This is a genomic window from Streptomyces sp. NBC_00193 (assembly GCF_026342735.1).
Classification (GTDB): domain Bacteria; phylum Actinomycetota; class Actinomycetes; order Streptomycetales; family Streptomycetaceae; genus Streptomyces; species Streptomyces stoeckheimensis.
The window spans coordinates 364,018-384,789 of sequence record NZ_JAPEMM010000001.1 but is presented as its reverse complement, the minus strand read 5'-3'; the positions used below and the strand labels follow the sequence as shown (position 1 = coordinate 384,789).

Genomic DNA, 20,772 nt, shown 5'->3' with positions numbered 1-20,772 from the left:
GGCGGGGGCCACGCACGGCCCCCGCCCCGGAACCCGGCTCCCGTCAGTGCCCGCAGGCGTGGTGCCGGCCCTTGCCGCCGCCACCGTGGACCGAGGCGTACGAGGCCGGGCGCGCGCCCGCCGCCGCGGCGCGGGCCAGCCGGGCCGAAGCCGCCCGGCCCGCCGCGGAATCCGCCTCGTGCACCACGCGGCCGCCGACCAGGGTCATCCGTACGCCCGTCCCGCTGATGTCGGCCACCGGACAGCGCGTCACGTCCCGGTCCAGGAGCACCAGGTCCGCCGCCTTGCCCGGCTCCACCGTGCCGGTCAGCTGCTCCTGGCGGAGCTGCCACGCCGTTCCCGAGGTGTGCATCCGCAGAGTGGTGTCGCGGCTCAGCGCCTCCTTCTCCCGGTACAGCTCGCCGGCCCCTTCCGAGCCCTGCCGGTCGATCGCCGTCCGGAGCTGGTTCCACACCTGCAGGGAGTCCACCGGCCAGTCCGAACCGCCCGTCAGCCGTGCGCCCGCCTTCTCCAGGCTGCGCGCCGGGTACAGCCACCGGTGCCGCTCGGGTCCGATGTAGGGGAGCAGCGCCTCCACCGTCCAGGTGTCCCGCGCGGCCCACTGCAGCTGCATGCACGCCGCGACCCCGAGCTGCGCGAAGCGCCGCAGGTCCGCGGGGTCCACGAGCTGCAGGTGCGCCACCGCGTTGCGGGCGTCCCGCTGCCCCGTGACCCGCCGGGCGTACGCGTACCCGTCCAGAGCGGTACGTACCGCCCGGTCCCCGAGCCCGTGGGCGTGCATCTGCCAGCCCGCCCGGTTGAAGGCGGCGCTGAGCCGTCCGTAGTCCGCCGCCGAGGTGTAGAGCTCGCCCCGGTTCGCGGTCGGCCTGCCGTTCCCGTCGAGGTACGGCTCCAGCAGGGCGGCGGTCTGCGCCGGGTACTCGATGACCCCGTCCAGGAACACCTTGATCATCCCGAACCGGAGCCCCCGCACCTCCTCGAACTCACGCCGCAGGCCCCGCGCGTACGCCAGCGAGCCCGCCGGGTCCCTGGCCTGGTCCGCGTCCAGCCGGATCGCGGGGACGATCCGCTGCGGCAGCCGGCCCGCCGCGGAGAGCGCCTGGTACAGCTCCAGTTCGTGCCGCCCCACCAGGGCGTCCATCATCGTGGTCACCCCGGACGCGGCGGCCAGCCCCAGCACCTCGGCGCACGCCGCGACGAGTTCGGCGCGGGTGTGCTCGGGTATCAGGCGCCGCACCAGCCCCTGGGCATCGTCCTTGAGGACGCCCGTCGGCTTCCCGTCCGCGCCCTTGACCACCTTGCCGCCGACCGGGTCGGGCGTGGCCGCCGTGATCCCGGCGATGTCCAGTGCCCGCTGGTTGGCCCACAGGTTGTGCCCGTCGCCGCCGATCAGGACGACCGGCCGCCGGGTCGGGAGCGCGTCCAGCATCGAGTGGTGCGGAGCGGTGCCCGTGGGGAGCAGCCCGACCGGGTTCCAGTCCTCCACCACCAGCCAGCCGTCGGGCTCGGCGCCCGCGCCGCCGGTGTCGGCGAGGAAGCCGGTGAGGATCTCCAGGAGCTCGGCCGGGGTGGTCTCCGCGCTCTCCAGCGAGGGGGACAGCGAGCGTTCACCGGCCCCGAGCGGGTGGACGTGGCCGTCGTGGATCCCGCTCATCACGGTGTTGCCGCGGGCGTCGACCACCTCGGTGTCCCGGCCCACGTACCGGCGCAGCGCGGCGTCGGTACCGGTGGCCAGGATCTTCCCGTCCCGGCCGACCGCGACGGCCCGCACCGGCCCCCTGCGGTCGGTCCCGGTGACCCCCGTGAAAACAGCGGCGTTGCGCAGCACCAGCGCGGCCGAGTTCCGCCCGCCGGCGGGCGGGGCGGAGGCGGCCGAGGCGGGCCCCGCGCCCAGCAGACCCGCCGCACCCGCGGCTCCGGCGGCCGCGAGGAGCCCCCGGCGCGACAGCGCGTACGCCGAGGGAGCCGCATACGGCGAGGGAGCCGAGGACGACGCGGACGCCGAGGAAGCCGCGGACGGCGGGGAAACCGCGGACCGGGCGGACAGCGGGGACCGGGGGGAAGGAGAAGACGGCATGCACACTCCCAAACGTTGGCGTGGCCAGGACGCTGGGTGATTAACGGCTTAACCAGAAGCCGCCTCCGGCGACGAAATCCGTACGATGGCGCCGTGCCCGCCCTCCTCCACCCCTCCGGCGCGGTCCCGATGCCCGCGCCGGTGCCCGGCCCGACCCTCGCCGACATAGCCCGCGCCGCCGAGGTCTCCACCGCGACCGTCTCCCACGCGCTCAACGGCACCGGCCGCGTCGGGGAGTCCACCCGCCGCCGGGTGCGCGAGGTCGCCGGGGCCCTCGGCTACGGAGCCCGGCGCGGCCCGCGCAACCGCAGCCTGGGCATCGCCGTCACCACGTACGCCGGCTTCGCCTGGGACTTCGTGCGGATCGCCTACTACGCCCGGCTGCTCATCGCCGCCACCTCGGCGGCGCACGCCCACGGCTACGCCCTGACCACGCTGCCCGCCGACCGCGGCGCCGAGCCCCTGTGGCACACCCTGGCGGTGGACGGGATGCTGCTGATCGACAGCCCGGCCGACGACCCGGTGCTGCGCGCCCTGCGGGCGCGGGGGCTGCCGGTGGTCTTCGACGGACCGCCGGCCGATCCGCGGCCGGGCGACGTGTGGGTGGACAACGACCACACCGCCACCACCCGCGAGGTGCTCGACCACCTGGCGGCCTCCGGCGCCCGGCGGATCGCACTGCAGGCGGGCTACGGCCGGGAGTTCTACACCGGGGCCGTGACGTCAGCCTATGAACACTGGTGCGCCGAGCGGCGCCGGGCTCCGCTCGTGATCCCCTTCGACCCCCATGACGACGCCGGGCACGCCTTCGACGACGCCTTCACGGGGCCGGACCGCCCCGACGCCGTGTACTGCGTATACGACCCCGGGGGCCGGCAGGTGCTGGCCGCCGCCGCGCGCCACGGCATCGGCATCCCCGGCGCCGGCCCGGGGAACGGCGCCGGGGGCCTGCTGCTGGTCTGTGCCAGCGAGGATCCGGCGTACGCCGAGAACGAACCTTCCGTGACCACCGTCACCCTCGATCCGGAGCGGATCGCCGAATCGGCGGTTTCGTCCCTGGTCAAGCTCGTCGAATCCGGACATGCGGAATCCACTGGGCGGCTGACCGTACCGGCGGGGCTGAGGGTGCGTGCCTCGTCCCGGCCCCCCGGCATGTACTAGAGTTATCTCGACATCGAGATATCTGCCCCGGACGTGCCGCAGCCGCCCCGCTGGTAAGGGTTACCTAACTTAGCCTCACCTTAGCGGAAAGGCCAGAGTGCCTCGCGGCAGGATTGCGGCAATACGCGCGAATTCATGCATGAAGGAGACTGTCGTGTCGGCGAACAGCTTCGACGCCCGCAGCACGCTGCAGGTGGGCGACGAGTCGTACGAGATCTTCAAGCTGGACAAGGTAGAGGGCTCCGCCCGCCTTCCCTACAGCCTGAAGGTCCTGCTGGAGAACCTGCTCCGTACCGAGGACGGCGCGAACATCACCGCCGACCACATCCGGTCGCTCGGAAACTGGGACTCGCAGGCCCAGCCCAGCGAGGAGATCCAGTTCACGCCGGCCCGCGTGATCATGCAGGACTTCACCGGCGTCCCCTGCGTCGTGGACCTCGCCACCATGCGCGAGGCCGTGAAGGCCCTCGGCGGCGACCCGGCGAAGATCAACCCGCTCTCGCCCGCCGAGATGGTCATCGACCACTCGGTCATCGCCGACAAGTTCGGTACGGCCGACGCGTTCGCCCAGAACGTCGAGCTGGAGTACGGCCGCAACAAGGAGCGCTACCAGTTCCTGCGCTGGGGCCAGACCGCCTTCGACGACTTCAAGGTCGTCCCCCCGGGCACCGGCATCGTCCACCAGGTCAACATCGAGCACCTGGCCCGCACCGTCATGGTCCGCAACGGCCAGGCGTACCCCGACACCCTCGTCGGCACCGACTCGCACACCACGATGGTCAACGGCCTGGGCGTACTGGGCTGGGGCGTCGGCGGCATCGAGGCCGAGGCCGCGATGCTCGGCCAGCCGGTCTCCATGCTGATCCCGCGCGTCGTGGGCTTCAAGCTGACCGGCGAGCTGCCGGCCGGCACCACCGCCACCGACCTCGTGCTGACCATCACCGAGATGCTCCGCAAGCACGGCGTCGTCGGCAAGTTCGTCGAGTTCTACGGTGAGGGCGTCGCCGCCACCTCCCTCGCGAACCGCGCCACCATCGGCAACATGTCGCCGGAGTTCGGTTCCACCGCCGCCGTCTTCCCGATCGACGGCGAGACCCTGAAGTACCTGCGCCTGACCGGTCGCGACGCCCAGCAGGTCGCACTCGTCGAGGCCTACGCCAAGGCCCAGGGCCTGTGGCTGGACCCGGCCGCCGAGCCGGACTTCTCCGAGAAGCTGGAGCTCGACCTCTCCACGGTCGTCCCCTCCATCGCCGGTCCCAAGCGCCCGCAGGACCGCATCGTCCTCGCGAACGCCTCGCAGCAGTTCGCGCTGGACGTGCGCAACTACGTCTCCGACGACGAGGAGGCCGGCAAGGAGTCCTTCCCGGCGTCCGACGCCCCGGCGTCCTCCAACGGTGTGCCGACCAAGCTCACCCCGGTGACCCTGTCCGACGGCACCTCCTTCGAGCTCGACCACGGCGCCGTCACCGTCGCCGCGATCACCTCGTGCACCAACACCTCGAACCCCTACGTCATGGTCGCCGCGGCGCTCGTGGCGAAGAAGGCCGTCGAGAGGGGCCTGACCCGCAAGCCGTGGGTCAAGACCACCCTGGCCCCGGGCTCGAAGGTCGTCACCGACTACTTCGACAAGGCCGGCCTGACCCCGTACCTCGACAAGATGGGCTTCAACCTCGTCGGGTACGGCTGCACCACCTGCATCGGCAACTCGGGTCCGCTGGAGGAGGAGATCTCCAAGGCGATCAACGACGCCGACCTCGCGGTCACCTCGGTCCTCTCGGGCAACCGCAACTTCGAGGGCCGCATCAACCCCGACGTCAAGATGAACTACCTGGCCTCCCCGCCGCTGGTCGTCGCGTACGCCATCGCGGGCTCCATGAAGGTGGACATCACCAAGGACGCCATCGCCACGGACTCCGAGGGCAAGCCGGTCTTCCTCGCGGACATCTGGCCCACCGAGGCCGAGGTCAACGACGTCGTCGCGAACGCGATCGGCGAAGACATGTTCAACAAGTCCTACCAGGACGTCTTCGCGGGCGACGCCCAGTGGCAGGCGCTGTCGATCCCGACGGGCAACACCTTCGAGTGGGACCCGCAGTCCACCTACGTGCGCAAGCCCCCTTACTTCGAGGGCATGACGATGGAGACCACCCCGGTCTCCGACATCGCCGGCGCCCGCGTGCTGGCGAAGCTGGGCGACTCGGTCACCACCGACCACATCTCCCCGGCCGGTGCCATCAAGGCCGACACCCCGGCCGGCAAGTACCTCACGGAGCACGGCGTCGAGCGCCGCGACTTCAACTCGTACGGTTCCCGTCGCGGCAACCACGAGGTCATGATCCGCGGTACGTTCGCCAACATTCGCCTCCGCAACCAGATCGCGGCGGGCACCGAGGGCGGCTTCACCCGCGACTTCACCGTCGAGGGCGCCCCGGTCGCCTTCATCTACGACGCCTCGCAGAACTACCAGGCCGCCGGCATCCCGCTGGTCATCCTGGCGGGCAAGGAGTACGGCTCGGGCTCCTCGCGCGACTGGGCCGCCAAGGGCACCGCCCTGCTCGGCGTCAAGGCCGTCATCGCGGAGTCCTACGAGCGCATCCACCGCTCCAACCTGATCGGCATGGGCGTCCTGCCCCTGCAGTTCCCCGAGGGCGCCACGGCGGCCTCCCTGGGCCTCACCGGCGAGGAGACCTTCTCCTTCACCGGTGTGGAGGAGCTGAACAACGGCACCACCCCCCGCACGGTGAAGGTCAGCACCGACACCGGCGTGGAGTTCGACGCGGTCGTCCGCATCGACACCCCGGGTGAGGCGGACTACTACCGCAACGGCGGAATCATGCAGTACGTGCTCCGCAACCTCATTCGCGGCTAAGCGCAAATCGGCACCAAAGGGCCGTACTTCCGTTAAGGGGGTACGGCCCTTCCGTTTCTGCGGGCGGCTCCGACGGTCCAGCTCAGGTGACGGTGAGGTCTCAACTCGGAAAAGCCGGGGCCCATACCGGTACATGATCTTGCTCACAGGAGCGGAAGTGGACTATACCTGTGCCCGTCCGGGTCACCGCGAAATGAGCGGCACCGGACGGGGGGACGGCGGGGACCTGCGGTGATGTCCGCTGGGCGGCAGTAGTCGCACTTTCCTTCCTCCTTCACACTCCTGACGAAGGCGAGGACTTGAGCATGGGATCCACCTCCGCCCACGGCGAGCACAGCAACGGTGAGGGCTTCGGCCGCCGGGACCTGATCAAGCGCTCCGCGGCACTCGGCCTCATCGCGGTACCGACGATGAGCTTCCTGTCCGCCTGCGCCTCCGGCTCGGACGAGACGACCAAGGGCAACGAGTCCAAGGTGGCCGTCACCAAGGAGAACCCGTTCGGCGTCGCCAAGGGCGGCAAGCTCGACGTGGTCGTCTTCAAGGGCGGCTACGGCGACGACTACGCCAAGGCCTGGGAGGCGGCGTTCGACAAGAAGTGGGGCACCACTTCCTCGCACCTCGCCACCCAGGAGATCACCTCCAAGCTGCAGCCGCGCTTCAACGGCGGCAACCCGCCGGACGTCGTCGACGACTCGGGCGCCCAGCAGATCAAGCTGGACGTGCTCGCCAAGGGCAACCAGCTCGCGGACCTCACGGTGGTGCTCGACGCCCCGTCGCTCGACGACCCGAGCAAGAAGGTCCGGGACACGCTGATGCCCGGGACCATCGAAGGCGGCATGATCGGCGGCAAGTTCGTCGCCCTGCAGTACGTCTACACCGTGTGGGGTCTGTGGTACTCGGGCAAGCTCTTCAAGGAGAAGGGCTGGACCGCGCCGAAGACCTGGGCCGAGTTCATGGACATCTGTCAGAAGGCCAAGGCGGCCGGCATCGGCGGCCTGGCCCACCAGGGCAAGTACCCCTACTACATCAACGTCGCCATCATGGACCTGATCGCCAAGAAGGGCGGCCTGGATGCCATGAAGGCGATCGACAACCTCGAGCCGAACGCCTTCGCGGACAACCCGGTCGCGCTGGAGGCCGTCGAGGCGGTCTACGAGCTGGTCGAGAAGGACCTGCTGATGCCAGGCACCAACGGCCTGACGCACACCGAGTCCCAGACCCAGTGGAACCAGTACAAGGCCGCCTTCATCACCTCCGGCTCCTGGCTGGAGAACGAGCAGCTCAAGCAGACCCCGGAAGACTTCGACATGCAGTTCCTGCCGATGCCGGTGCTGCCCGACTCCAAGCTGCCGTTCGAGGCCATCCGCGCCGGCGCCGGCGAGCCCTTCATCGTCCCGGAGAAGGCCGCCAACAAGGCCGGCGGCCTGGAGTTCCTCCGCTCGATGCTGTCCCGCGAGTGGTCGACCCTCTTCGCCCAGCAGGCCAACTCCCTCACCGTCCTCAAGGACGGCGTGGACCCGTCGGTCAAGCTCCGCTCGGGCACCCAGTCGGCCGTCGCCGCCCTCAAGTCGGCCGGCGACAACACGTTCAACTACCGCTACTCCGACTGGTACAGCGCGATGGGCACCGAGCTCGAGAACGCGTCCAATGAGCTGATGGCCAAGCGCATCCAGCCCAAGGAATGGATCAAGCGGGCCCAGGCTGCGGTAAACAAGGCGACCGAGGACCCGAACGCCAAGAACAACAAGCGCAGCTGACACCGCGTCCACCGGGCATCCGGAAACACCAGGGACGGACACCATGAGCCACGTAGCAAACAGCAAGGGGCGGGGCGGCTTCATCGCCGGCTTCCTCATCCTGCCCCTTGCGCTGTACCTGACCTTTGTCATCTGGCCGTACATTCAGACGTTCGGCTATTCCTTCACCAACTGGACGGGTCAGTCACCGACTTTCGACTTCGTCGGGCTGGACAACTACTCGGCCTTGATGAAGGACGAGGTCTTCGGCGGCGCACTGCTGCACAACCTGTTGCTCCTGGTGTTCGTCCCGACGGTCACCATCCTGATCTCCCTGTTCTTCGCCTTCATGCTGAACGCCGGCGGGCGCAGCGGAGCGGGCGGGGTCCAGGGGGTGGCGGGCTCCGCCCTCTACAAGGTGATCTACTTCTTCCCGCAGGTGCTCTCCCTCGCCATCCTCGCGGTGCTCTTCGGAGCCGTGTACCGCAGTGACGAGGGGGGCCTGCTGAACGGTTTCCTCACCAAACTGGGCCTGGTCGACCCGGCCCACCCCATCGAATGGCTCAACGAGCCCAACTTCGTCCTCTGGTGCCTGCTGCTCGTCGTCGTCTGGCACGGGGTCGGTTTCTACCTCGTCCTGTTCTCGGCGGCCATGCAGTCGGTCCCCAAGGACATCTACGAAGCCGCACTGCTCGACGGCGCGGGGCGCGCCCAGACCTTCTTCAAGGTCACGCTGCCCCTGCTGTGGGATTCTGTGCAGACCTCCGCGGTCTATCTGGGCATCGCCGCGATGGACATGTTCGTCCTCGTGTCGACCATGACCTCGGGCCAGTTCGGCGGCGGACCGGACCACCACAGCGAGGTCATGGCGACGGTGCTGATGCGCAACTTCCTCTACTTCGGCCAGGCCGGCTACGCCTGCGCCATGGGGGTCGTCATGCTCGCCCTGACCCTGATCCTCTCCGCCATCACGCTGCGGGCCACTCGCCGCGAGCACGTCGAGTTCTAGCGGGAGACCACGATGACCACTGTGATCAAAGCACCGGGCGAGGCGGCGGCCGAGAAGCGCTCCGCCGCCACCGGGCAGCCCCGCGGGAAGAGCAAGAGCGGTTCCGACGGCATGGTGCTCAACGTCTTCTCGCACGGCTTCCTCGCCGTGTGGGGGATAATGATCGTCCTGCCGCTGATCTGGCTGGTGCTCGGCTCCTTCAAGACCGACGTGCAGATCGGCAGTTCGGCTCTCAGCTGGCCGAGCAACTGGCACTTCGACGCCTTCGGGCGGGCCTGGGACAAGGGCATCGGGGACTACTTCGCCAACACGCTCATCGTGATGGTGTTCTCGGTCCCGCTGACGATGCTGCTCGGCTCGATGGCCGCGTACGTCCTGGCCCGCTACCCCTTCGCGGGCAACCGGCCGATCTACTACTTCTTCGTCAGCGGGGCCATGTTCCCGGTCTTCCTGGCGCTCGTCCCGCTGTTCTTCATGGTGAAGCGGCTGGACATGCTCAACTCGTACCAGGGCCTGATCCTGGTGTACGTGGCGTACTCGATGCCGTTCACCGTCTTCTTCATGCACTCGTTCTTCCGGACGCTGCCGACGGCCGTGCACGAGGCGGCGGTGATCGACGGGGCCTCCCACACCCGGATCTTCTTCCAGGTGATGCTGCCGATGGCCAAGCCCGGCCTGATCAGCGTCGGGATATTCAATGTCCTGGGCCAGTGGAACCAGTACATCCTGCCCTCCGTGCTGATGCAGCCGCAGACCGGATCGGACCCCGAGCGCTACATGCTCACCCAGGGCCTGATCCAGCTGCAGTACCAGATGGGCTACGAGACGGACCTGCCGGTGCTGTTCGCCGGTGTGACCATCGCGATGATCCCGATGCTGGTGGTCTACCTGTCCTTCCAGCGGCAGATCCAGGCCGGTCTGACGTCCGCCACGCTCAAGTAGCGGTGGCGGAGGGGTCGGGAACCACCGACCAGCTGACCGCCGAGACGGAGGGGTCGAGAGAGAGGTTGCTGACGGCTTCCTCGAGCATCCGGCCCCCCTCGCCCTCGGCGGTCAGCAGTGCGGACACCGTCACCAGGCCGGCCTCCGGGCCGTCCTGGCTGCGGATCGAGCGCAGCTGGTAGCCCGGCCGGCCCAGCGCGTCGACCAGCCGGTGGCGGATGTGGGCCTCCTCCGCCTCCAGGCACACGGCCTCGAAGTGGAAGTCGGTGGCCACCTCGGCCCCGCCCCCCGGCTCGCGGTCCATCCGCCGGCCCAGCGGGCGCAGCAGGAGGTTCGCCCCCACCACGCCCACCGTGCCGCAGGCCGCCAGGACGAACATCCCGGTGCCCGCGAGAGCGCCCACGGCCGCCGAACACCACAGGGTGGCGGCCGTGTTCAGGCCCCGGACGCTCAGCCCGTCGCGCATGATCACGCCGGCGCCCAGGAAGCCGATCCCCGAGACGATCTGGGCGGCGACCCGCGAGCCGTCGTACTGGACCTCCGAGACCTCGCTCATGAACCCGTACTGCGAGAGCAGGACGAACAGCGCGGCCCCGCCCGCCACCAGGGCGTTGGTCCGCAGGCCCGCCATCCGGGCCCGCCACTGCCGTTCCAGGCCGATGGCCGCCCCGAATCCGAGCGCAGCGACCAGGTGCCCGGCCATCTCCCATTCGGTGGGCATCATCGGCCTTCTCCCTTCTTTCCTTCGTGCGGGCTCTTAGAGCCAGGTGCCGAACTTGCGGATGTACACGGTCTTCAGCAGCTGCGTGAGCGTGCAGTACGCCAGCAGGACGCCGATCAGCCACGGGAAGTAGCTCGCCGGCAGGGGTACGAAGCCCAGCGAGGCGGCCAGCGGGGAGAAGGGCAGGAAGAGCCCGGTCAGCACCGCGAGGACGGTCATCACCATCACCGGCCAGGACGCCCGCGACTGGATGAAGGGGATCTTGCGGGTACGGATCATGTGGACGACCAGCGTCTGCGAGAGCAGGCCCTCGATGAACCAGCCGGACTGGAAGAGCGCCGCGTGCGCCTCGGTGTTGGCGGCGAACACGTTCCACATGATGACGAACATCGCGATGTCGAAGATCGAGCTGATCGGGCCGATGCAGAGCATGAAGCGGCCGATGCCCTTGGCGTCCCAGTTGCGGGGCTTGCGCAGGTACTCCTCGTCCATGCGGTCCCACGGAGTGGCCAGCTGGGCGATGTCGTAGACCAGGTTCTGCACCAGCAGCATGATCGCCAGCATCGGCTGGAACGGGATGAAGGCGCTCGCCACCAGCACCGAGAAGACGTTGCCGAAGTTGGAACTGGCCGTCATCTTGATGTACTTGATCGTGTTGCCGAAGGTGGTCCGGCCCTGGATCACGCCCTGTTCCAGGACGGTCAGGTCCTTCTCCAGCAGGATGATGTCGGCGGATTCCTTGGCGATGTCCACCGCGGTGTCCACCGAGATGCCGACGTCCGCGTCGCGCAGGGCGGCCGCGTCGTTGATGCCGTCGCCGAGGAAGCCGACCGTGTGGCCGTCGGCCTGCAGGGCCCGGACGATCCGGGCCTTCTGGACCGGGTTGACCTTGGCGAAGACCGTCGTACGGGCGGCCAGCGCGCGCAGTTCCGCGTCGTCGAGGGCGTCGATCTCGGTGCCGCCCACCACGTGGCCGACCGTGAGGCCGACATCGGCGCAGACCCGGGCGGCGACGAGCTCGTTGTCGCCGGTGACGACCTTGACCGCGATGCCCTTGTCGGCCAGGCCCTGCAGGGCCCGGGCGGCGTCGGCCTTCGGCGGGTCGAGGAAGGCGAGGAAGCCGACCAGGGTCAGCCGGTCCTCGTCGGCCACCGCGTAGGTGTCGCGCGGCGTGTCCATCGTGCGGGTGGCGACGGCCAGGACGCGCAGGCCCTGGCGGTTGTTGTCCTCGGCGATGCGGGTGACGTGCCACCGGAGCTGTTCGGTCAGCTCGACCTTCTGCCCGCGGTCCGTCATGTGGGTGCACAGGGCGAGGACTTCCTCGACGGCACCCTTGGTGATCATGACGTGCTCGGGCCGGCCGGCGCCGCCCACGATGCTGTTGCGGTTCAGGACCACGGACATCCGGCGCCGGGCGAAGTCGAAGGGGATCTCGTCGACCATCGAGAAGCGAGCATCGACGACAACCTCCTCGGCCTCGCCCACGCGGTCGATGACCGCCTGGTCCATCAGGTTCTTCAGGCCCGTCTGGAAGTGCGCGTTGAGGTAGCCGTACTCCAGCACCTCGTTGTCCTCGTCGCCGTGCACGTCGAGATAGCGGTCCAGGACGATCCGGTCCTCGGTGAGGGTGCCGGTCTTGTCCGTGCAGAGCACGTCCATCGCGCCCAGGTTCTGGATGGCGTTGAGCCGCTTGACGACGACCTTGCGCTTGGACATGGCCACCGCGCCGCGCGCCAGGTTGGCGGAGACGACCATCGGCAGCATCTCGGGGGTGAGGCCGACCGCCACGGCGATGCCGAGGAGGAAGGCGGCCTCCCAGTCGCCCTTGGTGAAGCCGTTGATCATGAAGACGACGGGGACCATCACCAGCATGAACCGGATCAGCAGGAAGCTGACCTTGCGCACCCCGGTGTCGAAGTTGGTCTCCGGGCGCTCGCCGACCAGGGAGCCGGCCATCGAGCCGAAGTAGGTGTCGGAGCCCGTGGCGACGACGAGTCCGGTGGCGGTGCCGGAGGTCACCGACGTGCCCATCAGGCAGAGGTTGTCGGCCTCGACGGGGTCGGCGGTCGCGGCCTGGCCGAGGTCGTCCGCGCGGGTGTCGGCCTTGGTGACCGGCAGGGACTCCCCGGACAGGGCGGCCTGGCCGACCATCAGGTCCTTGGCGGTGATGAGCCGCAGGTCGGCCGGGATCAGGTCGCCGGCGCCCAGCTTGACCATGTCGCCCGGGACCACCTGGTCCATCGGGATCTCGAAGGTGGTGGGTCCGGAGCCGCTGCCGGCCCGGCGCTGCACCGCGCAGGTGGTGGTGACGAGCTGCTTGAGCGCGTCGGCCGCCCGGCCCGAGCGGTACTCCTGCCAGAAGCGCAGCAGGCCGCTGATCCCGACCATCACCGAGAGGATGACGACGCCCGGGTCGCCGGGCTCCTGCCAGTACATGACGGCGGCCAGGAAGACCAGGACGGCGATGAAGGGGTTCGCGTACGCCTTCGCCAGCTGGACGTACCAGCGCGGGGCGCGTTCCTGGGCGATGACGTTGGAGCCGTGGCGCTCCAGGCGCAGTGCGGCCTCGGCGTGGGTGAGGCCGTTGCGGGAGGCGTCCACCTCCTGCAGGACCTGGACGCCCGGGCGGGCGCTGATCCCGGCGAGCCGCTCGCCGACGACCCGGGTACGGGCCTCCAGCTCGGCCGCCTTGCGTTCGCGGCGGGCCCGGCCCGGGGGTGCGAGCTTCGTGGGGGTACGGGGGGTGAGCATGGTCATGACGAATACCTCCCTCCACGGTGTCCGGGCAGCGCGGAGCCGCACGGTCACGTGGAGTGATCATGGGTCGGCGCACGGTGGCACGTACGGCCACGAGGCACGCCGGTGGGCATGGATGACGCGCGCCGGACGGAAGCGTCAGGGCGTGCGGAAGGGGTTACGAAGATGAATGCAGAAACGCACGGAGGCGGCGACGGGCCGCGGGCGTGCACACTCGAAGAGAGACGGCCGCTCTGGGAGCTCAGCCGAAGAGAGCGCTGCAAGGACTTCGATCGGGACTCATCCCGAACACCTCCTTGCGTAGCGCTTGCATGACAGAGGGCGCCCGATCCGGCCGTGAAGGCCGTGAAAACCAGCGCCACGGCGACCGTAGCACGATCAGGATGGAGGTTTCTCTCATACTTATGACCGGTAGTGGCCGATTCGTACTGCGGCGGCCTCTTGACGTCGCGAGGCGCAAAGGCTCGACTTAAGGTTCACAAGTTGGAGAGACGCCGGGGTCTCGTGTCAGCCGGGGCATGCAGCCGCTGACGGCCCCGGCCGGGGGGCGACGGCTTGCCGTTGCTTATGGGCAGGAGTGAATGAGTCGTGCAGACTCCCGGATCGCAGTCCTCACTGCATCGCGCCAATCTGGAGCGCGTCGTACGGGCGGTACGGCTCGCCGGTTCGCTGACCCAGGCGGAGATCGCCCGGAGCACCGGACTGTCGGCGGCCACGGTCTCCAATATCGTCCGGGAACTGAAGGAGGCCGGGACCGTCGAGGTCACGGACACCTCCGCCGGCGGCAGGCGGGCGCGCAGCGTCTCGCTCAGCGGGGACGCCGGCATCGTGATCGGCGTCGACTTCGGCCACACCCATCTGCGGGTGGCCGTGGGGAACCTGGCCCACCAGGTGCTGGCCGAGGAGTCCGAGCCGCTGGACGTGGACGCCTCCTGGGTCGACGGCTTCGACCGGGCGGAAGCCCTGGTGGGACGGCTCGTCGAGGGCATCGGGATCGGTCGCGACAAGGTCATCGGCGTCGGGCTCGGCGTACCGGGCCCCATCGACGTGGAGTCCGGCACCCTCGGGTCCACCGCGATCCTGCCGGGCTGGGCCGGGATCAACCCGCGCCGCGAGCTCTCGCAGCGCCTGGGCGTACCGGTCTACGTGGACAACGACGCGAACCTCGGAGCCCTCGGTGAACTCGTTTGGGGGAGTGGCCGGGGAGTGAAGGACCTGGCCTACATCAAGGTCGCCAGCGGCGTCGGCGCGGGGCTGGTCATCAACGGCCAGATCTACCGCGGACCCGGCGGCACCGCGGGCGAGATCGGGCACATCACGCTGGACGAATCGGGCCCGGTCTGCCGCTGCGGCAACCGCGGCTGCCTGGAGACCTTCGCCGCCGCCCGGTACGTGCTGCCGCTCCTGCAGGGCAGCCACGGACCGGAGTTGACGATGGAGCGGGTGGTGGAGCTGGCCCGCGACGGGGACCCCGGCTGCCGTCGGGTCATCACGGACGTGGGCCGCCACATCGGCAGCGGCGTGGCCAGCCTGTGCAACCTCCTGAACCCGAGCCGGGTGGTCCTGGGCGGCTCGCTCGCGGACGCCGGTGAACTGGTGCTGGCTCCCATCCGTGAATCCGTGGGGAGGTACGCGATTCCCAGTGCCGCCCGACAGTTGTCGGTGCTCACGGGGTCGCTGGGCGGACGCGCCGAGGTGCTGGGTGCGCTGGCCCTCGTTCTGAGTGAGATGGGCGATTCGACGCTTTTGGCGGAAAATGGAAGTGGAGTGCGAGCTCCCGCCGTCTTGTCTTCAGCTAGATAACGAATGGCGTCGTTGTCATCTCGTTAAGCATTCACTCCTTGACGACAAACTCGCGGCCGGGGTTGACTCACATCCACCTCGGCCGCAGTGCTGCGGCCTCGTCAGGGAGGTTCAAGTAATGAACACGCGTATGCGCAGAGTTGCCGTCGCCGTTGCCGCCGGAACCATGGCCGTCTCGCTCGCCGCTTGTGGCAGCGCGAAGGAGTCCGGGGACAAGAAGGACAACGCCACCGGCGCAGTCAAGGGCGGCGCGATCAAGGTCGGGCTGCTCCTGCCGGAGAACCAGACCGCGCGTTACGAGAAGTTCGACAAGCCGCTCATCGAGAAGGCGGTCAAGGACCTGACCGCGGGCAAGGGCGAGGTCGTCTACGCCAACGCCAAGCAGGACGCGACCACGCAGAACTCGCAGGTCGACACGATGATCACCAACAAGGTGAACGTCCTGATCATCGACGCGGTGGACTCCAAGGCCATCGCCGGCTCGGTCAAGAAGGCCAAGGAGGCCGGCATCCCGGTCGTGGCCTACGACCGCCTCGCCGAGGGCCCGATCGACGCCTACACCTCCTTCGACAACGAAGAGGTCGGCAAGGTCCAGGGCAAGGCGCTCCTGGAGGCCCTGGGCGCCAAGGCCAAGGACGGCCAGATCGTCATGATGAACGGCTCGGTCACCGACCCGAACGCCGCGCTGTTCAAGAAGGGCGCGCACTCCGTCCTCGACGGCAACGTGAACGTCGGCAAGGAGTACGACACCGTCGAGTGGAAGCCGGAGAACGCCAACACCAACATGGCGGCCGCCCTCTCGGCGCTCGGCAAGGACAAGGTCATCGGCGTCTACTCCGCCAACGACGGCATGGCCGGCGGCATCATCACCGCCCTCAAGGCGGCCGGCGTGTCCCCCCTGCCCCCCGTCACGGGCCAGGACGCCGAACTCGCCGGTGTGCAGCGGATCGTCGCGGGCGAGCAGTTCATGAGCGTCTACAAGCCGTACGCCCCCGAGGCCGAGGCCGCCGCGAAGATGGCCGTCGCCCTCGCCAAGGGTGAGCCGATCGCGACCACCGCGACCGCCAAGGTCGACAGCCCCACCACCAAGGGCGTCCCGTCCCTGCTGATCCCGGTCGTCTCGCTGACCAAGGCGAACGTGAAGGACACCGTCATCCGCGACAACGTCTACACGGTCGACGAGATCTGCACCGACAAGTACGCGGCCGCCTGCGCCGCCGCCGGCCTGAAGTAAGGCCCCCGCCGCTCGGTCACCCGAGCCGGCCCCCGTGCCTGTCCGGCGCTCCCGCCTCCATCCCGCCACCGGCGGGGCGCCGGACAGAACAGAAACGTTTCTCTCGCTTTCCCCCGTGGTCCTGCTCTTTTTGTACGACATCCCCGCCGGTCAGGCGGCAAGGAGATGGTTCATGTGTCCGCTGCGCCCGTACTGGCGTTGCGAGGGGTCTCGAAGCGGTTCGGTGCCGTTCAGGCCCTCACCGACGTAGAACTCGAGATCCACTCCGGCGAGGTGGTCGCCCTCGTCGGCGACAACGGCGCCGGTAAGTCCACGCTGGTCAAGACGATCGCCGGCGTGCACCCCATCGATGACGGAGTCATCGAGTGGGAGGGCCGTCCGGTCTCGATCACCAAGCCCCACGACGCCCAGAACCTGGGCATCGCGACGGTCTACCAGGACCTCGCGCTGTGCGACAACATCGACGTCGTCGGCAACCTCTTCCTGGGCCGCGAGCTCAAGCGCCGCGGCATCCTCGACGAGGTGGAGATGGAGCGGCGCGCACGCGAGCTCCTGACCACCCTGTCCATCCGGATCCCCAGCGTCCGCATCCCCATCGCCTCGCTCTCCGGCGGTCAGCGCCAGACCGTGGCGATCGCCCGCTCCATGCTGGGCGAGCCCCAGCTCGTGATCCTCGACGAGCCCACCGCCGCCCTCGGCGTCGAGCAGACCGCACAGGTGCTCGACCTGGTCGAGCGGCTGCGCGAGCGCGGTCACGCCGTCATCCTCATCAGCCACAACATGGCCGACGTGAAGGCCGTGGCCGACAAGGTGGCCGTCCTGCGGCTGGGCCGCAACAACGGCGTCTTCTCCGTGAAGGACACGTCGCAGGAAGAGATCATCTCCGCCATCACCGGGGCCACGGACAACGCCGTGACCCGCCGGGCGGCCCGCACCGGGGAGGCCCGCAAGTGAGCACCCAGCACATAGACCCCGTCAATCCGGCGGCCGCCCACGACGCCATACCGGCCGTGGACCCCCGCCTGCTCGTACGCGAGCAGGGCTTCGCCGGATACGTGAACGAGTTCGGCCGCAAGCTGAAGGCCGGCGACCTGGGCTCCGTACCCGTCGTCCTCGGCCTGATCATCATCTGGAGCATCTTCCAGGGGCTGAACTCCAACTTCCTCGGCGCCGAGAACCTCACCAACATCGCGATCACGATGACGGCCACCGGCATGATGGCGGTCGGCATCATCTTCGTCCTGCTGCTCGGCGAGATCGACCTCTCGGTCGGCTCGGTCAGCGGCGTCTCGGGCGCGATCGTGGCGGTCCTCTCGGTCACCAACGGCGTCAACGAATGGCTGTCCATCCTCGCGGCGATCGCCGGAGGTGCCCTGATCGGCTCCCTCCACGGCTTCTTCTTCGCCAAGATCGGCGCCCCCGCCTTCGCCGTCACCCTTTCGGGCCTGCTCTTCTGGTCCGGCGCCATGCTGCAGATCCTGGGCAGCAACGGCACGATCAACCTCGACTCCGAGGGCGTGGTCGGGCAGCTGACCACGTACTTCTTCTCGGACGTGGCCGTCGGCTACGGGCTCGCCGCCCTCGCCGTGGTGGGGTACTTCCTCGCCACGTTCTCCGACAACCGGCGCCGCGCGGCCGCAGGCGTGCCCTCCCGCCCGCTCGGCGAGATCCTGCTGCGCACCGGGCTCCTCGCGGTGTTCACCTTCGGCCCGGCCTACGTGTTCAACCAGTACAAGGGCCTGCCGCTGGCGATCGTGCTCTTCGTGCTGGCCCTGGTCGCCACTGACTTCGTCCTGCGGCGCACCACCTTCGGCCGCCAGGTCTTCGCCCTCGGCGGCAGCGTCGAGGCCTCCCGGCGCGCCGGCATCAACGTCAACCGGGTCCGGATCACGGTCTTCGCGATCGCCGGCACCTTCGCGGCGATCGGCGGCCTCTTCTGGGCCTCCAAGATCGCGGCGGCGAACCAGAGCGCCGGCGCCGGCGACCTGCTGATGAACGTGATCGCGGCGGCCGTCATCGGCGGCACCAGCCTCTTCGGCGGCCGCGGCCGGACCTGGAACGCCCTCCTCGGCGTCATGGTCATCACCTCCATCCAGTACGGTCTGGCCCTGGAGGGAATCGCGACGCCGATCCAGTACATGATCACCGGCGCGGTCCTCCTCGCCACCGTGGTGATCGACTCGGTCACCCGCAAGACGCAGAAGACGGCCGGGCGCGCCTGACCGGCGTGCGCGGAGCGTGACGCGGCGGTAAGAACCGTCACAGTGCCCGGTGCCACTTCCTGTGGTGCCGGGCACCTGTGCGTAGGCGTGTACGCGCGAATGTGCGGGTATTACCCCTTTTGGGGGGTGTGACTCCGTACTGATGTGTACAGGTATGACAAAGGTGTGACCTGACCGGGACCGCGCTTCACTGACGCCCAAGCGGCGAAGATTAGACTCGGCAGACCAGCAAGCGACTGCAAGGAGGCACGGGTGCTGCTGACCCGCATCAAGGGACCGCGCGATCTGGACCGGCTCAGCCAGGAGGAGCTCGACCGGCTCGCCGCAGAGATCAGGACCTTCCTCGTCGACGCCGTCTCCAAGACCGGCGGGCACCTCGGCCCCAACCTCGGTGTCGTCGAGCTGACGATCGCTCTGCACAGGGTCTTCGACTCGCCCAAGGACAAGGTCCTCTTCGACACCGGGCACCAGGCCTACGTGCACAAGCTGCTCACCGGCCGCCAGGACTTCGGCGGCCTGCGCACCAAGGGCGGCCTGTCGGGCTACCCCTCGCGCGCCGAGTCCGAGCACGACGTGATCGAGAACTCGCACGCGTCCACCGTGCTGGGCTGGGCCGACGGCTTCGCGAAGGCCAACGAGGTGCTCGGCAAGGAGGACCACCACGTCGCGGCGGTCATCGGCGACGGAGCCCTCACCGGCGGCATGGCCTGGGAGGCGCTGAACAACATCGCGGCCGCCAAGGACCGCCCCCTGGTGATCGTCGTCAACGACAACGAGCGCTCGTACGGCCCCACCATCGGCGGCCTCGCGAACCACCTGGCCACCCTGCGCACCACGGACGGCTACGAGCGCTTCCTGGCCCGCGGCAAGGACCTCCTGGAGCGCACCCCGGTCGTCGGGAAGCCCCTCTACGAGACCCTGCACGGCGCCAAGAAGGGCCTCAAGGACTTCATCGCCCCGCAGGGCATGTTCGAGGACCTGGGCCTGAAGTACATCGGCCCCATCGACGGCCACGACATCGAGGCCCTGGAATCGGCCCTCCAGCGCGCCAAGCGCTTCAGCGGCCCGGTCATCGTGCACTGCCTCACCCAGAAGGGCCGTGGCTACGAGCCGGCCGTCCAGGACGAGGCGGACCGCTTCCACGCGGTCGGCGTGATCCACCCGGACACCGGCCTGCCCGTCTCCACGGACGCCGCCAGCTGGACCTCCGTCTTCGCCGACGAGATGGTCAAGCTCGGCAGGGAGCGCAAGGACATCGTCGCCATCACGGCGGCCATGCTCCAGCCGGTCGGCCTGAAGAAGTTCGCCGACGCCTACCCGGACCGGATCTTCGACGTCGGCATCGCCGAGCAGCACGGCGCCACCTCGGCGGCGGGCCTGGCCTCCGGCGGCGCCCACCCGGTCTTCGCGGTGTACGCGACCTTCCTCAACCGCGCCTTCGACCAGGTCCTGATGGACGTGGCCCTGCACAAGTGCGGGGTCACCTTCGTCCTGGACCGCGCCGGTGTCACCGGAACCGACGGCGCCTCCCACAACGGCATGTGGGACATGTCCATCCTCCAGGTGGTCCCGGGCCTGCGCCTGGCCGCCCCGCGCGACGCCGAGCAGCTGCGCGCCCAGCTGAACGAGGCCGTCCTGGTGAAGGACGCGCCGACCGTCGTGCGCTTCTCCAAGGGCGTCGTCGGCCCGGCCGTCCCGGCCGTCGGCAGGATCGGCGGCATGGACGTGCTGCGCCGTCCGGCCGACGAGGTCACCCGACCGGACGTACTGCTCGTCTCGGTCGGCGCACTCGCCCCGATGTGCCTGGAGATCGCCGACCTGCTCGACAAGCAGGGCATCTCCACGACCGTGGTCGACCCCCGCTGGGTCAAGCCGGTGGACGAGGCCCTGGCCCCGCTCGCCGACCGCCACCGCGTGGTCGTCACCGTCGAGGACAACAGCCGCGCCGGCGGTGTGGGCTCCGCCGTCGCGCAGGCACTGCGGGACGCGGGCGTCGACGTACCCCTGCGTGACTTCGGGATTCCGCAGCGCTTCCTGGACCACGCCACGCGCAAGGAGGTCATGGCCGAGATCGGTCTGACCGCCCCGGACATCGCGCGGCAGGTCACCGGCCTGGTGGCCAAGCTGGACGGACGCTACGACAGCGAGCCGGCCGCCGCCGTCGACTGATCATCTGCGGTTGCACGTCACGGGCCGGGAGGTTCACCCTTGAAGGGTGGGCCTTCCGGCCCGTTTCGTTTC

The 20,772-nt window shown here is 69.3% G+C and carries 13 protein-coding genes; 10 read left to right on the top strand and 3 right to left on the bottom strand.

Going from position 1 to position 20,772, the window contains the following annotated elements; all coding sequences use genetic code 11:
• Positions 1-43 precede the first annotated feature (43 nt).
• The gene (locus OG898_RS01605) at positions 44-2,077 is read right to left on the bottom strand and encodes an amidohydrolase (protein ID WP_266954503.1); all 2,034 of its coding nucleotides are present in this window, start codon (positions 2,075-2,077) and stop codon (positions 44-46) included.
• Between the two features lie 93 nt (positions 2,078-2,170).
• Between OG898_RS01605 and OG898_RS01600 the strand changes: the two genes are divergently transcribed.
• The 5 genes from OG898_RS01600 (at position 2,171) to OG898_RS01580 (ending at position 9,794) form a co-directional block, all read left to right on the top strand.
• Positions 2,171-3,238, top strand: a complete 1,068-nt coding sequence (locus OG898_RS01600; protein WP_266954501.1) for a LacI family DNA-binding transcriptional regulator — start codon at positions 2,171-2,173, stop codon at positions 3,236-3,238.
• Between the two features lie 139 nt (positions 3,239-3,377).
• Entirely contained in the window at positions 3,378-6,107 is a 2,730-nt protein-coding gene (gene acnA, locus OG898_RS01595) for an aconitate hydratase AcnA (protein ID WP_250742063.1), read from the top strand.
• A 305-nt stretch (positions 6,108-6,412) separates the two neighbouring features.
• Positions 6,413-7,864: an N-acetylglucosamine/diacetylchitobiose ABC transporter substrate-binding protein gene (gene ngcE / locus OG898_RS01590; RefSeq protein WP_250742062.1), complete on the top strand. Its 1,452-nt coding sequence runs from the start codon at positions 6,413-6,415 to the stop codon at positions 7,862-7,864.
• A 43-nt stretch (positions 7,865-7,907) separates the two neighbouring features.
• On the top strand, positions 7,908-8,852 hold the full coding sequence (locus OG898_RS01585; protein ID WP_250742061.1) for a carbohydrate ABC transporter permease: 945 nt from the start codon (positions 7,908-7,910) through the stop codon (positions 8,850-8,852).
• Between the two features lie 12 nt (positions 8,853-8,864).
• Positions 8,865-9,794, top strand: a complete 930-nt coding sequence (locus tag OG898_RS01580; protein ID WP_250742060.1) for a carbohydrate ABC transporter permease — start codon at positions 8,865-8,867, stop codon at positions 9,792-9,794.
• Here the strand turns inward: OG898_RS01580 and OG898_RS01575 are convergent.
• A complete protein-coding gene (locus OG898_RS01575; protein WP_250742059.1) occupies positions 9,787-10,518 on the bottom strand; it encodes an MgtC/SapB family protein in 732 nt (243 codons plus the stop codon). The genes OG898_RS01580 and OG898_RS01575 overlap by 8 nt on opposite strands.
• A gap of 33 nt (positions 10,519-10,551) precedes the next feature.
• Positions 10,552-13,272: a magnesium-translocating P-type ATPase gene (mgtA, locus tag OG898_RS01570; protein WP_266954497.1), complete on the bottom strand. Its 2,721-nt coding sequence runs from the start codon at positions 13,270-13,272 to the stop codon at positions 10,552-10,554.
• A gap of 588 nt (positions 13,273-13,860) precedes the next feature.
• On the opposite strand from mgtA, the gene OG898_RS01565 reads away from it, so the two are divergent.
• The 5 genes from OG898_RS01565 (at position 13,861) to dxs (ending at position 20,700) form a co-directional block, all read left to right on the top strand.
• Complete coding sequence (locus tag OG898_RS01565; RefSeq protein WP_250742057.1) at positions 13,861-15,075, top strand: ROK family transcriptional regulator; 1,215 nt, start codon at positions 13,861-13,863, stop codon at positions 15,073-15,075.
• Between the two features lie 130 nt (positions 15,076-15,205).
• Positions 15,206-16,309, top strand: a complete 1,104-nt coding sequence (locus tag OG898_RS01560) for a substrate-binding domain-containing protein (protein ID WP_250742056.1) — start codon at positions 15,206-15,208, stop codon at positions 16,307-16,309.
• Positions 16,310-16,474: 165 nt separating this feature from the next.
• Positions 16,475-17,263 (top strand): ATP-binding cassette domain-containing protein, encoded by a 789-nt coding sequence (locus tag OG898_RS01555; RefSeq protein WP_112447331.1) that lies wholly within the window; start codon positions 16,475-16,477, stop codon positions 17,261-17,263.
• Positions 17,260-18,531 carry a sugar ABC transporter permease gene (locus OG898_RS01550; RefSeq protein WP_250742055.1) on the top strand — a complete coding sequence of 424 codons (1,272 nt, stop codon included), beginning with the start codon at positions 17,260-17,262 and terminating at the stop codon, positions 18,529-18,531. Before OG898_RS01555 ends, OG898_RS01550 begins: the two co-directional genes overlap by 4 nt.
• Before the next feature lie 252 nt (positions 18,532-18,783).
• Positions 18,784-20,700, top strand: coding sequence for a 1-deoxy-D-xylulose-5-phosphate synthase (gene dxs / locus OG898_RS01545; RefSeq protein ID WP_250742054.1), 1,917 nt, complete (start codon positions 18,784-18,786; stop codon positions 20,698-20,700).
• The last annotated feature ends 72 nt before the right edge of the window (positions 20,701-20,772 follow it).

What these genes read in the sequence shown, in the direction of transcription:
- OG898_RS01585 (WP_250742061.1), top strand. Translation starts at nt 7,908, where the DNA reads ATGAGCCACGTAGCAAACAGCAAGGGGCGGGGCGGCTTCATCGCCGGC.
- ngcE (WP_250742062.1), top strand. Translation starts at nt 6,413, where the DNA reads ATGGGATCCACCTCCGCCCACGGCGAGCACAGCAACGGTGAGGGCTTC.
- OG898_RS01555 (WP_112447331.1), top strand. Translation starts at nt 16,475, where the DNA reads ATGGTTCATGTGTCCGCTGCGCCCGTACTGGCGTTGCGAGGGGTCTCG.
- acnA (WP_250742063.1), top strand. Translation starts at nt 3,378, where the DNA reads ATGAAGGAGACTGTCGTGTCGGCGAACAGCTTCGACGCCCGCAGCACG.
- OG898_RS01575 (WP_250742059.1), bottom strand. Translation starts at nt 10,518, where the DNA reads ATGATGCCCACCGAATGGGAGATGGCCGGGCACCTGGTCGCTGCGCTC.
- OG898_RS01580 (WP_250742060.1), top strand. Translation starts at nt 8,865, where the DNA reads ATGACCACTGTGATCAAAGCACCGGGCGAGGCGGCGGCCGAGAAGCGC.
- OG898_RS01560 (WP_250742056.1), top strand. Translation starts at nt 15,206, where the DNA reads ATGCGCAGAGTTGCCGTCGCCGTTGCCGCCGGAACCATGGCCGTCTCG.
- OG898_RS01605 (WP_266954503.1), bottom strand. Translation starts at nt 2,077, where the DNA reads ATGCCGTCTTCTCCTTCCCCCCGGTCCCCGCTGTCCGCCCGGTCCGCG.
- mgtA (WP_266954497.1), bottom strand. Translation starts at nt 13,272, where the DNA reads ATGACCATGCTCACCCCCCGTACCCCCACGAAGCTCGCACCCCCGGGC.